The organism is Actinokineospora terrae, from assembly GCF_900111175.1.
Classification (GTDB): domain Bacteria; phylum Actinomycetota; class Actinomycetes; order Mycobacteriales; family Pseudonocardiaceae; genus Actinokineospora; species Actinokineospora terrae.
In genome coordinates this window covers 13,091-28,461 of sequence record NZ_FOGI01000002.1, presented here as the reverse complement: position 1 = coordinate 28,461, position 15,371 = coordinate 13,091, and the positions used below count along the sequence as shown (strand labels likewise).

Genomic DNA, 15,371 nt, shown 5'->3' with positions numbered 1-15,371 from the left:
GCGCGGGAGGTGGTGACCCGGTGCGCGGGCCGGTCGAGCGGGTCAGCAGACGCGGACGAGCACGTTGCCGCCCCCGCCGGTGCCCTGGTACCCGGCGCGGACCATGTCCGAGCGCGACCAGCCGTAGCCGTGGGGTCCGGCCAGCCAATACCAGTCCCAGCCGTCGCGGGCGTTCTGGCGGCAGTGCACGGTGACCCGCTGGCCCGGCCACAGCAGGTGGTTCACCCAGCCGTCCACCGGCCTGGTCCGCACCCGCACACCGCTGCCGGTCACCACACCACCCACCGGACCGGCGGCGAGAGCGGCGGCCCGGGCGGGAACGGCGGTGGCGGTGGCCGGGCAGGACGCGATGGCGGTGGCAGCCAGCGCGGCACACGCGACGGCCGGGAACGTGGTTCGCACGAGAGAATCCCCCTGGGAGACGGTGGTGTCGGTCCCCGACCCGGCGGCCGACGCCACGCTCCCGGGGTGGGGGGGTGTGTGCGGGGCGTCGGCCGCTCTCCTCGGGGGCCACCGGTCACGGCGTGACCGGCGTTGGTGCGCGGCCGGGGAGCATCCGGCCGCGGGAACGGGGCGCGGGACCGTGCCCGCGCGGGTGGGTCAGGGGCACAACGGGGTGGCGGTGGGGTAGGCGAGCAGGTCCGTGCGGACCCAGCCGGTCACCCCGTCCGCGCGGCGCACCCGCGCCCAGAACCAGCCGTCGCGCAACGCGAACCGGGTGCGGCACAGCACACGCGTGCTCTCCCCGCGGCCCAGGTGCGCGCGGACGGCGCCGGTGATCGGGGTGGACCGGACCCGCACTCCCGAGCCGCGCGAGACACCGGTCCCGATCGCGGCACCCGCCCCTGGGGGCGTGGCGGCGGTCCCGGGAAGGCTCGCGGCGGCGCCGCGCTGCACGGCGATCGCGGCACGGTGGGCCGCGGACCGGACCGACTCGATCCCCGCGGACCCGGTGGGTGCGGTGGAGGTGGCGGTGGCCGGGGCGGCGACGCCGGTGGTGAGCGCGGCGGCGAGCAGCAGCGCGGCGGCGCCGAGTCGGATACGGCCCATGGTGTTCCCCCTCGGTGGTGGTCCGGCCGGGCACGTGCCACCCGGCCGGGGCGGGGACCTGGACCGGGCGCGCCTGCGTTCGCGCCCGGTCGCGGTCCCCATCGGGTCGACCGGGGTCGACCGATCGGTCCCGGCGTCCGCCTCCCCGCGGTCACCGGGTCCTCAAGACCACGGGGTGCGGCGGACCGGCGCGGCGTGATTCACCGGACGCGCACTCACGTGGCGGGTGTGGTCGAGGGCGTTCGCGCTTCTCGCCACCCGCCCTCGAAACCGAATGTAATCAGCGGGTAGCCCATCGCGCATGAGCGATGTCCGCCTATTTCCCGCACGATTTCCCGACCCCTGGGTGGCACCACCCACGGAAAGCCGTAAAGCCACCCATCGGAAATGGAACAATGTGATGGGCGCGGAGCGCGGCGTCCTGGTCGCGCGCGCCCCATGGCCGCCGAACACCCGGGAGCGACGAGCGGTTCATCGTGCCGCTGCCTGCGACGGCAGGACACCGGCGGCACGCGTGATGAGCGGGAATCCACGCCGACGTGGGTAGGTTTCACGGACTCCATGGGTGTGCCGGCAGGTGTGTGGGTGGTTCCGCCTATGGAGTCGATGTTCGCGTCCCCCGATTCTGGTCTCGCCGCGACAAGGCGGCCCACGGCATAACCGCGAGAAACGCGTGAACGTGGACGAGAGGCGGGACGGACATGATTGATTCACCGTGGTCGGTGGAGCGACACGCAGACGTGAGGGTGATCCGGTTGCCCACCGGTGTGCGAGCGTGGGTGATCGCCGACCACGCCCAGGCGCGGGCGGCGCTGACCGATGCGCGGCTGCGCAAGTCGGCGCGATCGCTGCGGGAGATCATCGGCGCCGTGCTCGCCGGGCTCGGGCACCCCGCGGACGCGCTGCACGTCATGTTCTCCGACCACATGGCCTTCGCCGACCCGCCGGATCACACCCGCCTGCGGCGGCTGGTGGGCGGGGTGTTCACCCGCCACCGGATGCGCGCGCTGCTCCCGCGCGTCGAGGCGATCACGACCGACCTGCTCGACTCGATGGACACCGTCGCCGGCCCGGTGGACCTGGTGGGCCGGTTGGCCGCGCCGCTGCCGATGGCCGTGATCGGCGACCTGCTCGGGATCCCCGCGGTCGACCACGACCGCCTGCACCGGTGGACGGCGGTGCTGATGGAGGAGGACCCCGCCCAGGTGGGGGCGGCGTCGACGGCGATGGGCGGCTACGTGGCGGACCTGGTCGAGGCCAAGCGATCGCGGCCGGGTGATGACCTGGTCTCGGCGCTGGTGACCGCCCACGACGACGGGGATCGACTCGATCCGGCCGAACTGGTGGCGATGGTGGTGCTGCTCATCGTCGCCGGGCACGAGACCACCGCCAACGCCATCGGCAACGCCGCGGTGACCCTGCTGGAGCGGCCGCACCGGTGGCGCGAGCTGGGCCGCGACCCCGACCTGCTGCCCGACGCGGTCGAGGAACTGCTGCGACTCGGTGGCGCGCTGCGACACACGACCTACCGCTACACGGGCGAACCGGTCACCTACGGCACCACCACGATCCCCGCCGGGGAGATCGTGCTGATCGGCCTGGCCGAGGCCAACCGCGACCCGGCCGTGTTCGACGCTCCCGCCGACTACCGGCCGGGGCGCCCGCGGATCCGGTCACACCTGGCGTTCGGACACGGCATCCACGCCTGCGTCGGCGCGCACCTCGGGCGCCTGGAGATCCAGGAAGCCCTACGCCTGCTCACCGCCCGCTACCCGCGCGCCCGCCTGGCGGTCGCCGCCACCGAGCTGCGCCGCACCGCGAGCCCGATGATGCTCGGCTACCGGGAGATCCCCGTCCTGCTGAGGCCCTGACCCGCCCGTGCCCCCGCCGCCGGTGCCCTGCCCCGCCGCCGGCGGGGCAGGGGTCACCGCGCGCCGACGGCCAGCCCCAGGTACCAACTGCCCAGGACGATCCGGTTCGGTACCCCGACCTTGGCCAGGATGGCGCTGACATGGCGATCGACGGTGCGCGAGGAGATCCCCAGCGTCTCGCCGATCACCGCGTTGGTCATCCCCTGCGCGACCAGCCCCGCCACCCGCCACTCGCGATCGGTCAGCCCGGCCGGATGCTCCCGCGTGGTGATCATGTCCAGGGTCGACACCGCCACGCCGAGGGCGGTGTCGACGTCGAGGCGTTCACCGTCGGCCACGAGCTCGACCATCCGCCGCTCGCCCAGGGCACGCAGACACGCGCCCTGGGCGGTGTGCTGGACCCGCGCCGGCAGCGCCGCGCGCCCGACCCCGTCGGTCACCGCGAGCCGGCCGCGCACCGCGCCGAGCAGCCGCGCGGCGCGCTCGTGCGCGCCGAGGTCCGCGGCGATCACCGCGACCAGCCACAGCGACCACGTCAGTGCACGCCCGCCACCGGCCGCGCGCTGGAGCCGCAACGCCTCGCGCAGGGCGGCCTCGGCCCGGTCGCGGTGCCCGGCCCGGTGTTCGGCCAGCGCCAGCGCCCACGACGCCCACGACATCGACCTCGACGCCCCGGCCCGCCCCGCGGCGTCGAGGTGTCCGCGCGCGAGTCGGATCGCGTCGCCGTGATCACCGAACGCTGCCGCCTCGACGGCGAGCGACATGGCCCGCGCCTGGCCGCCCCTGTCCCCCTCGTCCGCCGCGCCGCGGGCGGCGGCACTGAGCATGGCCACGGCGGCGCGCGCGTCGAGCTGGGTGCCGGCGCACAGCCGCGCGGCGCCGCGGACCAGCAACATCTCCGGCGCCTCGACCCTGTCCAGGGCCGCGGCGAGCTCCTCCGCCTGCCGGTGCAGGTCCGCGGCGGCGGGGTGTCCACTCAGGTGCGCCAGGCACGCCCCGTGTGCCGCGGCCCGCAGCCACGCCCGCGTGGGCGGGCCGGGTGGTTGCCGTCGCAGCGTCTCGACCACCACCGGCACATAGTCCGCCGGCGCCGCGCCGAGGGCGTGGACCGGGACGCGGCACAGGTCCGCGACCAGGTCCAGGCCCCGGGCGGCGAGCGCGGGCCGGTCGAGGAGGAACCCGAGCGCGGCGTCGACGTCGGGCAGCTCGTCGACCAGGCTCCCGAGCACCTCGGTCTCGCCGGGGCTGAACCAGGCCTCGGCCGCTCGGTGCACCCTGCGGGCGCACTCGGTGGCGTGGGCGTGCCCGATCGCGTCCTGGTCGATGTCGGGCGGGGTGAGACCGGCGCCGTAGCGGCGCAGCGGCTCCAGCAGCTGGAACCGGGCCCGGCCGTCGACCTCGACACGGGTCAGGACGCTGGCGTGGACCAGCCTCGTCATCAGCGAGTCCACCTCACCGGGGTCGATGCCCAGCAGGGCACCGACCTCCCGCGCCGAGCCCATGGTGACCGCGCCGCGGAAACGGGACACGATCGACCACATGCGACGCACGGGATCCGGGAGCAGTCGATACGACCGGTCGAACGCCGCGCGCAGCGCACCCGGCAACGTCGTCGGGCCGGCGAGGTCGTCGAGCACGTCGTGCAGGCCGCGCAGGTCCAGCAGGGCCGCGGCGTGCTCGATCGCGGCGGGGTGCCCGTCGAGGAGCTCGACCAGCCGCAGCACGGCGGGGCACGCGGGGTCCAGGCGAACCGATCGGGCCGCTGCCCGATCGACCAGCAACCGCACGGCGTCGGCAAGCCCGCCGGCCATCGGGCGCAGCCCCAGCGGGGGCACCTCCAGCCGGTACTCCCCGGCGCCGTCGAGGACGACGTGGCTGGTGGCCAGCACCCGTACGCCGGGCGCCGCGGCCAGCACGGTGTCCAGCAGCGCGGCGACCTCGGTGGCCACGTGCTCGCAGCCATCGAGCACCAGCAGCAGCCGCCGGTCCCGCAGGTACCGCACCAGCTCCGTCTCAGGATCGCCTGCAGAGCGGTCGTCGAGGCCGACCGCGCGTGAGAGGGTGGCGCACAAACCGTCCCGATCCCCATCGGCGACCGAGACGAGGTCGGCCAGGACCACGCCGTCCGGGCACAGGTCACCCAGATCGGTCCCGGCCAGCTCACCGAGCCGATAGGCGAACTGGGTCTTGCCCACCCCCGCCGCGCCGGTCACCGTCACCCACCGCGTCTCCCGCAGCCGATCCAGGCCCTCGACCAGCAACTCCCGGCGACCGATGAGCACGGTCACCCCGGCCGGAACACCCGTCACCGCCGCCGACAGTCCACTCACCACGCCTCCCCAGGGTCGTCCGGCCCGACGCTAGCGAGATCGAATCCCGCACGGATGCGGGTTCTCCGACTTTCGGTTCGTGGCCAGGCACGGGGGGTGATTCCCCTGGTCACCACGCACCCCCGGGAAACCCCCTCATGGCGACCCGGGGGTACTCGACTGGCCCACAAACCAAGACAGGGGAGAACCCGCACGGTTGAATGCACACGCGGGGTGCGAGCGGGACACGTAGGTGAAGAGGATTCGGGGTCAGTGGTGATGGCGAGCAGACGTCCCAGGAGGCAACTGCCGGGCGCGCTGTTGACGCCGACGGTCGGAGTGACGCGCACCCGGTTGGTGGCGAGCCTGCTGGGAAAGCTCGGCCAGATCGACGACGCGACCGGCCTGCCTGTCCATCGACTGATCACGTTGGGCGGAGCCCCCGGGATCGGCAAGACCCACACTGCCCTCGCCCTGCTCACCCCGGCGGCCGAGCAAGGCCGCCACACGGGATTCGCCTACCTGGGGGAGATCACCCCCGACACCGCGGCCCGCTCCGAGACGCCGAATCTCGACACCATCGCCCGCGCGGTGCAGGAAGCGTTCGGCATCACCGACATCTCGACCGCGGACGCGGTCGAGGTGCTCATCCACCACCTCAAGCCCCGCGGCGACCTCGACCCGGCCAACCCGCGCCAGCCACCGGCACCGACAGGGCCGTTGCTGATCATCGACAACTGCGAGCAACTGCTGGAGCCGGTCGGCGATCTCGTGGCCATCCTGCTCGCGGAGTTGCCCGACGTGCAGGTGGTGGCCACCTCCCGCGGCGAACTGGGCATCCCCGGGGAACAGTTCACCGTCCTCGAACCACTGTCCATCCCGGCCGAGGGGGCCGACCGGACCGACACCTCCGAGGCCCTGGCCCTGCTGCTGCACCATGTCCGCGCCGGCGGCCTGGACATCCCGGACGACCAGTGGGAGGCCACACTGGAGCTGGCCCGATGGTCCGGCGGGCTGCCCCTGGTGCTGGGCATGGTCGCCGGACGGATCAAGGGAGGCATGTCGCCGACCGGAGTCCTGGACCGCCTCGACGGCGGCAGGTTGCTCACCAGCAAGAACACCCGCCGCCTTCAGCGACACCACCAAACCCTGCAGCAGGCACTGACCATGTCCTACGACCTGTGCTCCCTCGGCGAGCGCAGACTCCTGGAGAGGTTCGCGGTGTTCGCGGGCGGCGCCGGGTTGGACATGGTCGAGAACGTGTGCGGCGGCGGCGATATCGACACTTGCGACATCGTCAACCTCCTGGCCGGTCTGGTGAACGTCGCCCTGCTGGCCGCCGACGGCACCGGCCGCTACCAGATCTACAACCCCATCCGCGAGTTCGCCCTGGTCAAACTCCGTGAGCGCGGCGAGGAACGCCGGATACGCAACGCCCACGTCGAGCAGTACCGCGCCTGGATCAAGACCGCCGCCGAGACCTGGCTGGTCCCCACCGCGGACTCCCCGACCGAGGTGGCGTGGTTGGAGCGGACCGGCAAGGAGATCGACAACCTCCGCGCCGCGATGAGCTGGGCCCGCACCCAGGGCACGCCCGAGGTCGGGCTGGAGATCGCGCTCGACCTCGCGCGCCTGCGCTACTGGTGGCACTCCGGTCTGCTGCCCGAGGGCTCCTCCTGGATCGACCGCGCGATGCGCGCCTGCTCCCCGGACCCGACCCCACTGTCGGTGGCCGCGGGCTCGATGCTCGGGTGGATGCTGCTGTGCCAGGGCGACCCCGCCACGGCGGCCACCGTCCGGCACGACGTCCATCGGATGGTGACCGAACTGGGCCTGACCGAGCACCCGCCCCCGCCGGTGGACTTCCTCGACGCCGCCTACCTGCTCCTGGCCGACGGCGACCCCGCCTGCCTGGAGCTGTTTCGCCGCGCGCGAGCGGGCTTCGACGCCGGTGCGCGCGCGGGTGAACCGCTACGCGGCGACCGACACCAAGTGGACCTGATCTCCGGTCTCGCGACGGGACTGCTCGGCACCGACTCGACTGAGGTCAGGCAGATCGCCGCGCGCGTGCTCGACGAGGCACGCCAGGGCCGCGCCGAGTGGGCCCTGAGTTGGGGCCAGTGGGTCCAGGGACTCGTCCCCCTGATCGACGATGACCCCCGCGCCGCGCTCGCACAGTTCCAGGCATGCCTGCGTTCCCAGGTCGCGCTGGGGGACCGGTGGGGCAGCGCCTGGACCATCCTCGCCGTTTTCTGGGCCCTGGCACGCGGCACCGACCCCGACCACGCCGCCCGGGTCCACGGAGGATCGGTCCGTCTGCAAGAGGACGCGGGAAGCCGTGTCGTGGGCCTGCACCCGTTCCGCGGCCAGACCGAGGCCGCGGTGCGCCTGGTCACCGACCGGGTCGGCGCCGCCCGATTCGACCAGCACAGCCGCGCGGGCCGCGCCCTGACCAACCACCAGGTCTACGAGTTGGCGATGCGGCCCTGGCCAGACGGCACCCGCGCCCCGGACCCGGGTCGGGCCCTGTTCACCCCCACGGAGGACCGGATCGTCGCGCTGCTCATCGAGGGCGCGACCAATCGCGAGATCGCCGAGAGGCTGACCGTCAGCTCTCGCACGGTCGAGGGGCACGTCACCCGCATCCTGGCCAAGCTCGGCGTCGAGCGCCGCGCCGCGATCAGGCATCGGCTCGACCAACTCGCTCACTCCGACGACCACACCACCGGCAACGCCTCCGGGCCCCGCAGCGGGCCGTAGGTCCACCGCGGCACGACACCGTCCTGGAGCCGGAAGTCCGGGACGGCGTCCAGAACCTCCCGCACCACCACGGCCAGCACCTCCCGGGCCAGATGCCGCCCCGGGCATTGGTGCGCGCCCGTGCCCCACCCGAGATGCCACGGCGCACGGTCCACCCGCGCCACCTCGCCCTCGGTGAACACGGCCTCGTCCCGATTCGCCGACCCCCACGCCAGCAGCACCCGGTCCCCGGCCACCAGGTCGACCCCGCCCACCCGCACGTCGGTGGTCGCGACGCGCGCGGTCGTGGCCACCGGCGACTCCCACCGCACCGATTCCTCCACCAGCGCCGACACCAGCGCGGGATCGGCCAGCACCAGCGCCCGCAACCCCGGGTCCTCACACAGCAGCAGCAAGGTGGAGCCGATCGCGTCGATCGTGGTCAGCGTCGCCGCGGCCACCATCAACGACGCGAACCTCACCACCTCGCCGTCGGCGAGTCTCCTGCCGTCGATCTCGGTGTTGACCACCACCGTCAACAGGTCGTGCCCGCTGCCCCCGACCCGCGCCCGCGCCTGTGCGGCCAGGAACCGGCGGTAGGCCGCGGCGTCCTCCGTGCCCGGTCCTGTGGTCGAGGCCCGCAGCAGGCGCCGGAACTCGTCCCGGTCGCCGTCGGGGATCCCCAGGAGGTCGGCGGTCACCACCGGCCCCACCCGCCACGCCAGGTCCGCCACGAGATCGGCCCGACCGGCGGGCCGCATCTGTCCGAGCACGGACCGCACCACGCCCCGCACCCACGGCCCCCGGGCCCGCGCCGCGGCGGGCGACAGGAACGGTGCCAGGGCCCGCCGCCACCGCGTGTGTGTCGGGCCGTCCTGCTCGAACACCGGCGCCACGGACCCGGACTCCGACTCCGGGCTCACCAGCGCCGCGCCCAACCCCGGCACCGCGGCCGAGAACCTGTCACCGTCACGAGCCACCGCGGCGACATCGGCATACCGGGTCACCAACCAGAACCCGCCTTGCCGGGCACTGTGGCGCACCGGGCAACCGCCGCGGCGCACCGCCCCCCACCGCTCGTGGATCGTGCCCGCCTCCCCGGGGTCGAGCGGATCGACGTCGGCCACCCGTGTCGCCTCCGGATCGTCGGATTCGGTGATCATGCGGTGCACCCTGCTAGCCCTCCCACCACCGCCACACCGGGGAAACCCCGCTCCTTGTCCGCCGCGTCCCCGGGGAACCACGTGGGTACCCGTGCCGGCACCGGGGGTGCCGGGGTTCGGACGCCGGTGGACACGCGCGTTTCCGCTAGTCGTGGCGCGAGCGCGCGAGCACGACCGACCCCGCTGCCGCCGACCGTCGGCCTGGTGATGCTGCTCACGCCCACGGTCCAGCGCCCAGGAACCGACCGTCGGTCAGGGACGTTCGGAACCGGGACCGCGGGGCTGATCATGGCCGACCCGGCTCACCGCGCTGCGCGATCAGCCGCCCGTACTTCGCTTGGCCTGCCGTGCCGGGCTTGACGCGACTGTTCGTGGATGGATCTTGGCGGGTCAGCAGCGGCGGTATCCGGCGACCCAGTACCCGGTCGCGCCAGGCGGTGTTTCCAGCTCCAGTAGCCCGATCTGCGGGCCGGGCGCGGAAACGGGGCCGCCCAGGGCGGGCCACCGGAGTCGGCAGGCGTCGACGACGGGTCCGCGCGGCCCCTGGGTGGTCGCCGCACTGGTGGGGGAGCGGTAGCGCCGCGCGTCGGTGATCCGCCCGGCCAGGGCCGTGGCCGCCGCGGCGCAGTCGGCGGCACCGTGGGCCTGGGCGAACGCGCGCGCGGCGTCGGCGCTGAACAGATCGCACGCGCTGCTGCCGTCGTCGCGGGCCAGGCGCGCGGCCAACGTTCCGCCGTATCCGGGGGCATAGCCGGGCAGCAGCCGCGGCACCGGTGCCCTCGTGCTGGTCGACGAGGACGCCGCGGTCGGGCTCGTGCCACCCGGCGGGGCAGTGGCGGGGCCCGCACCGGGTTCGAGTGGGCATGGTCGGTAGCCGACGGCGAGGTATCCACCGCCGCCGACTTGGCGGAGCTGGAACCAACCGAGGCGAGGGCCTGGACCACCGGGTGGGATCGGCGCGCGGTCGAGCAGGCCGGGACGCCAGTCGATCGCGCAGCCGTCCACGGTGGCGTCCGGACCGCCGGTGACGATGGCCGACCGCCGATCGCGGTAGCTGAACTCGACGTAGATCGAGTGCGTCCCCGCCGCGATCCGGGCCCGCAGGACGCGCACGGCGCCAGGGCAGTCACCGGCGCCGTGCGCCGCGGCGAACACGGCCCGGGTCGAAGCGTCCATCAGCCCGCACACCACCGTCTCACCGCCGGCCTGGGCCACGCTGGAGTGCGCGACGCGCAGGAACTGGTCCGGGTACGGCAGTACCCGCCCCACGGCGAACTCGTGCGCGGATGCCTCAGCCGCGGCCTCCGCGCCCTGGTGGAGCAGCGTGTCCCGGGCGATCCCCGCGCCCGCTCCGGCGACGAGCACGAGGCCCGCCGCCACGATCTTCACCTGCACCGCGCACCCCAGGTTCCTCCCCACCCCGGTTCGCCTGGCCCCGACTCCAGCATCCCCGAATCCGGGACCATAAGGGTCGGACATCGGTACACACCCACACCCCCTGACCGTCGACCAACCGGCACCGGGGTGACGGCGACACAGCCCCACGCGCTCGACCTCCTCGCCTGCCGACGTGGCCAGGCCGATCGAGCCCCATGCCCAGTCCGCCGCCTCGACCGGATCGGGGCACGGGCACCTACCGCGCTCGCCGACACCTGCGCCTGCTCCCACCCACGTGCCCACCACTACGACTGGTCCACTCCGACGCGGTCGCGCACCCACGCGCCGGGCGCCCCCTGCCCGACTCAGCCTCGTCCGGGCCTTGCCCGCCCTCTCGTGCCGGCCGAGCGCCAGGCCCCCGCTGCCACGCTGGCTCGAGCCCGGCGCCCCGCCGCGGCGCGCCCGTCCCCCTTTCGACCTTCGACCGGCTTGGCCAGGGGACCGTCAACGCCGGTCCCCTGGCCAAGCCGGTCCCCCTTTCTCTGCCCTTTTTCAATGGCGGCTCCCGCAACGCCGCCGTTTCGGTATTCGACATTCAGGGCGTGTCCGTTCGTGGTCCGACGGGAATGTACCCACGGCTGGATCATCGCTCTTTCGCCTGCCCGCCGCTGCCGCAACAAGAACGGCGCGTCACGCGCGCACGCGCGCGTGACGCGCCGACACCTGGCGACGCCGGACGGCCACATCCCGGATCTACCTGGCGAGATGCCGGATGGATGACGTGTTCTCGGTGCCTGTCCCCGCTGTGGTGGACGCATTGTTCGGTGCCCGTCCCCGGTTTGATCAGCCAGAACAGAAAAGCTCGCCGCTGATCCTTGACCGCTTTTCTCCGCTAGTGGCAACTTTGGCGACGCACCACCGAGTGCCGCCGCCGCAGCGCGGCAATCAAAGCCCACTTCGGAGAACGGGATACCCATGTCTGAGATCAACCTGTACCTGACCGGTGACGCGAACCGCACCCCTGCCGCGTCGGCGGGCGTAGCCACTGCCCGGGTCCGCGCCGCGCTGCGCACCCTGGTCCCGCATCTGCACGCCGGGTTCGACCCGGCGACGGTCGCCATCAGCAGTTCCTTGCTCAAGTACGGCGGTGTCCGCGCCGTGACGATCGTGAGCGGGTTCGCGCCCGACGCCGAGCACGCGCGGTCGGTCGCCGAGGTGCTGGCCGGTCAGATCACCCAGTGGGACGGCGTCGCCGCCTTCACCATGGGCGACGGGGAGGCCTCGCTCACGCTCACGTGGCACCCGGTCGACACGGTGGTCATCTGGGGCGATCTGTGCCCGTGCAGCAACGGCGGGGGAGGGCACCGGGTCGGGTTCTGCCTGGCTCGCGCCCGGGGCCTGGACTTCGAGCGCGAGTCGGACGAACCCCTGATCGAGCAGGCGTACGGCGACGCCGCCCCCTGGGTCCTGCGCATCGACCGACTCACCCGCTGCGTGCTGGGGATCGCGTTCGACGGAGGCGCCTTCCACGGCACGCCGAACCAGGCCACCGACGGCGACACGGTGCGCACGGTGCTGGACCTGGTCGGGGCCCTGAGGTGGCTGGACGAGGAGTGGAGCGCGCGGATGGGCGGCTGACCGCCCGGGGGTGGGCCCGCACAGCCGGGCCCACTCCCTGCCCGTTGTCCCTGCTCCGTCGCGTAGATTCGGTGTGCCGCAATGGCTTTCGCCCCCACGGTGTGGGCTGGTGCCCCCGATCCCATGTGGATTCAGGCAACCGACACCCCGCTGTTCGTCTCCCACTCCCGACTCAGGGGGCGCACCCCCGAAGGGCTGCCCAGGGCCGACCGCAACCGGTGGGTGCTCGATTCCGGCGCGTTCTCGTTCATCACCTGGTTCGGGGCCTTCCCGGATGACCCACGCGACTACGCGCGACGGGTACGGCTCTACGACGCCGTGATCGGCGGGTTGGAGTGGGCCGCCATCCAGGACTGGATGTGCGAGCCAGACTCCCTCGCGGTCACCGGCTTGAGCGTCGCCGAGCACCAACGACGCACGGTCGCGTCCTACCTGGACCTGACCGCCGCGTGGGAGGCGATGAGCACCCACCGCCCGGACAGCCCGTTCATGCCGGGGTTGCAGGGATGGACACCGGCCGACTACGTGCGGTGCGTGCGCATGTACCAGGCAGCCGGGGTGGACCTGGCCGCCGCGCCGGTGGTGGGGCTGGGATCGGTGTGCAAGCGGGAGGACACCGAGGAGATCGCCGAGGTGGTCGCGACCGTGCGCGCCGAGGTGCCCGGCATCCGGTTGCACGGGTTCGGGGTGAAAACCGGCGGGCTGGCGCGGTACGGGGCCGAACTGCACTCCTGCGACAGCATGGCCTGGAGCTACGCCGCGTGGAAACGCCGGATCAAGTCCGCCCGGTGCACCCAGTTCCACCGGGTGTGCTCCTCGTGCCTGATCGCCGCCGAGGACTGGCACGCCAAGGTGTGGCCCGAGTTCGTGGCCGCGCGCGCCGACGCCGCGCCCGCCACGTCCCCGGTCGAGTTCCGGGCCGATCCCGCAGGGCAGTTCCTCCTCATCTCGTAGGGCCGCGCCACCACACCGCGCGCCCCGGCGCCCGCTGACCGCCACCCTACGCCGTGCCGGCCGCGCCCTTGCTCAACCACACCACGACAACGACAACGACAACGAGAGGACACCACGATGAACCTTGACCAGATCGCGGACCTGATCCAGCACGACGACACCGCCGAAGGGCGAGGCGATCTCTTCCTGATCATCGCCGGTGACGCCGACACCGACGTGCAAAGCGAGGTTGGGCAGGCGATCATGCCATGGGTCCGCAAGCTGACCCCGGCCGAGCGGTGGGAGTTGTGCGCCGCGTTCGACGTGTGCCCGGTCCACGTCTGCGACGTCGACAACTGCCGCGGCGACGACGAGCCGTGCCCGATCGACCACGGGCGCACCGCACCTCCCACGTACCTGGTGGCCGAGTGGGAACAGTGCTGCGACTGCCCGACCTACCCGCCGCACGAGCACATCGCCGCCTGCCAGACGTGGTACCTGAACGCCACCGGGCAGAGCGAGGACCCCGAGGTCATGGACGCGACGTGGCGCGCGCACGTCGAGACCATCGCCCGCGCCGTCATCGCCTTCGGAGTCACCGGATTCGACGGCCGCTACTTCACCGCCACCGACGCAGGCCCGGTCGATCTTGACGCCCTGGTCACGGTCGTGCGCGCCACCATCCCCGACGACGACCAGCCGCAGTAGACGAGGGACGACCCGGTTCGCAGGGGCAACTGGCGGCCGTATACCGCATCTGCGCGGAGCAGCGCGCCCGCCGTGAGCGGGAGGCCCTGCGTCGTGATGTGCCCGCGCCGCTGGGGTCCGCCGTGGAGGTGACCGGCGTGGTCGCCTCCACCCGCATCGATGACAACCCCTACAACCCGCGAGGAGGGGCGCTATACAAGGCACGCGTGATCGCCGATAGCGGTTTCACCGTGTGGATGACCCTTCCCCGTGCCCTGGGCGACGCTCCGCTTTGCGACCTGGTGGACCGGCGAATCCGGTTCGTGGCGGACCTGGTCGCTCCGAAGAACGGTGATGATCCCTCGTTTTGTCTGGCCAAGCGCCCCGTAACGCCGTGGTGGTCGCCGCCACCGTGACGCCGGATGCCGTGCCGGTCGGTCCCGCCCCCGAGTCGGGGCGTATTCCCCGGCCCCGGGCCGCCGTCGAACCCCAGGGCCCCACTGCACACCGAACCGCCGACGTCCACCCCGCACCCGCACCCGCGCCTGTCAGGCGAGACCGGGCCATGGCAGGGGATGAGCCGCTGACCCTGTCCTGACTGTTCGCCGCGGGGCCCGGAGGAACGGGCCCCGCGGCGGCCGCCCGCCCGTCCCCTTCGCCCCTGCCGCACCGACCCCCTGGATCGGCGCCGGGCACAAGCTCGCGACTGCGCGTGGCCACCCACATCAAGCGCCACCGCCATCGAATACCACGCCGCCGCCCGGCACCCGTCGGCCCCACAGTTCGCACCCTCATCCGGGTCGCCCGCAGTGATCACCAGGTCGCAGACGACAACGGCTCTCGAAAGGCGAACGCTATTCCCACGCCCGTCCCCCTGTCCATTTCACGTGACATGGCCGAGTACGCAATGAATGGGCGACAGTTCGCGTAGCCGAGATGCCTGAGTGGTGTCCTGTGTCGCTTAATCACGGCGGCTCGCCAGCGAAGTTGCTGGTGGGAGTCGGGGTGGCTTGCGCCTGTCCCCGGCAGTGGTCGCCTATTTCGGCGACGCCTGTCCCCGTATTTACCTGGCCAAACGGAATTGATGGTGCCGAATGTTTGGCCCTACATTGCCGGGCGTGGGAACTTTTTCACGCAAGGCCGCGAAAACAACGCGGCGCCCCACACGGAAAAGGATTCGACCCCGTGACCTCCCTCCCCGCCGTCGCTGTGGCCGCCGCCCTGGTCGTCACCGGCGCCCTGGTACCCGCGCTGGTCGGCCGCGCCCTGGTCGCCGCGCGGCGCATGGTGTGGCGACTCATGGATGCCCGCGCCGCGTGGCGGGGGCTGGCCGTCTTCCTGGCCGCCTACGTCGCGCCCGCCGTGGCGACCGCGATCACCGCCGCGTGCTACGGCGCCCAGGGCGGCCCCGTCGGATCCGGTCCGCTGCTCACGTTCGCGGCCATCTGGGGCGCAGCACGGGCCGCCCGCCGGTGCCTGCCTCGATACCTGCGCCGCTTGCGCTGATCGTCACCTGACGCCTGCCCGGGCGTGGGTGCGACCCGAGACGCCACACCCACGCACGTTCGCATTCGCACACACATCGCACGTCGAGAGGTTCCGCC

The 15,371-nt window shown here is 73.1% G+C and carries 12 protein-coding genes; 7 read left to right on the top strand and 5 right to left on the bottom strand.

Going from position 1 to position 15,371, the window contains the following annotated elements:
- Window positions 1–42 precede the first annotated feature (42 nt).
- Window positions 43–402 (bottom strand): hypothetical protein, encoded by a 360-nt coding sequence (locus tag BMY07_RS03565; RefSeq protein WP_092774997.1) that lies wholly within the window; start codon window positions 400–402, stop codon window positions 43–45.
- A 198-nt stretch (window positions 403–600) separates the two neighbouring features.
- Window positions 601–1,050, bottom strand: coding sequence for an SH3 domain-containing protein (locus BMY07_RS03560; protein WP_092774996.1), 450 nt, complete (start codon window positions 1,048–1,050; stop codon window positions 601–603).
- A 740-nt stretch (window positions 1,051–1,790) separates the two neighbouring features.
- On the opposite strand from BMY07_RS03560, the gene BMY07_RS03550 reads away from it, so the two are divergent.
- Window positions 1,791–2,921, top strand: coding sequence for a cytochrome P450 family protein (locus BMY07_RS03550; RefSeq protein ID WP_177215420.1), 1,131 nt, complete (start codon window positions 1,791–1,793; stop codon window positions 2,919–2,921).
- Between the two features lie 53 nt (window positions 2,922–2,974).
- Here BMY07_RS03550 and BMY07_RS03545 read toward each other — a convergent pair whose 3' ends face one another.
- Window positions 2,975–5,251: an ATP-binding protein gene (locus BMY07_RS03545; protein WP_092774993.1), complete on the bottom strand. Its 2,277-nt coding sequence runs from the start codon at window positions 5,249–5,251 to the stop codon at window positions 2,975–2,977.
- Between the two features lie 258 nt (window positions 5,252–5,509).
- Here BMY07_RS03545 and BMY07_RS03540 point away from each other — a divergent pair, with 258 nt between their 5' ends.
- Window positions 5,510–7,990 carry an ATP-binding protein gene (locus BMY07_RS03540; RefSeq protein ID WP_143073330.1) on the top strand — a complete coding sequence of 827 codons (2,481 nt, stop codon included), beginning with the start codon at window positions 5,510–5,512 and terminating at the stop codon, window positions 7,988–7,990.
- Here the strand turns inward: BMY07_RS03540 and BMY07_RS03535 are convergent.
- Together BMY07_RS03535 and BMY07_RS03530 are read right to left on the bottom strand one after the other, a co-directional pair.
- Window positions 7,936–9,132 carry a cytochrome P450 gene (locus BMY07_RS03535; protein ID WP_092774991.1) on the bottom strand — a complete coding sequence of 399 codons (1,197 nt, stop codon included), beginning with the start codon at window positions 9,130–9,132 and terminating at the stop codon, window positions 7,936–7,938. The genes BMY07_RS03540 and BMY07_RS03535 overlap by 55 nt on opposite strands.
- A gap of 390 nt (window positions 9,133–9,522) precedes the next feature.
- Window positions 9,523–10,527 carry a hypothetical protein gene (locus tag BMY07_RS03530; RefSeq protein ID WP_092774990.1) on the bottom strand — a complete coding sequence of 335 codons (1,005 nt, stop codon included), beginning with the start codon at window positions 10,525–10,527 and terminating at the stop codon, window positions 9,523–9,525.
- A gap of 957 nt (window positions 10,528–11,484) precedes the next feature.
- On the opposite strand from BMY07_RS03530, the gene BMY07_RS03525 reads away from it, so the two are divergent.
- The 5 genes from BMY07_RS03525 (at window position 11,485) to BMY07_RS03505 (ending at window position 15,273) form a co-directional block, all read left to right on the top strand.
- Entirely contained in the window at window positions 11,485–12,147 is a 663-nt protein-coding gene (locus BMY07_RS03525; RefSeq protein ID WP_092774989.1) for a hypothetical protein, read from the top strand.
- Between the two features lie 81 nt (window positions 12,148–12,228).
- Window positions 12,229–13,101 carry a deazapurine DNA modification protein DpdA family protein gene (locus BMY07_RS03520; RefSeq protein ID WP_425426224.1) on the top strand — a complete coding sequence of 291 codons (873 nt, stop codon included), beginning with the start codon at window positions 12,229–12,231 and terminating at the stop codon, window positions 13,099–13,101.
- Between the two features lie 117 nt (window positions 13,102–13,218).
- On the top strand, window positions 13,219–13,788 hold the full coding sequence (locus tag BMY07_RS03515) for a hypothetical protein (RefSeq protein WP_092774987.1): 570 nt from the start codon (window positions 13,219–13,221) through the stop codon (window positions 13,786–13,788).
- A gap of 128 nt (window positions 13,789–13,916) precedes the next feature.
- Window positions 13,917–14,183, top strand: a complete 267-nt coding sequence (locus BMY07_RS03510; RefSeq protein ID WP_143073329.1) for a hypothetical protein — start codon at window positions 13,917–13,919, stop codon at window positions 14,181–14,183.
- Window positions 14,184–14,952: 769 nt separating this feature from the next.
- Window positions 14,953–15,273, top strand: a complete 321-nt coding sequence (locus tag BMY07_RS03505; RefSeq protein WP_092774985.1) for a hypothetical protein — start codon at window positions 14,953–14,955, stop codon at window positions 15,271–15,273.
- Window positions 15,274–15,371 lie beyond the last annotated feature (98 nt).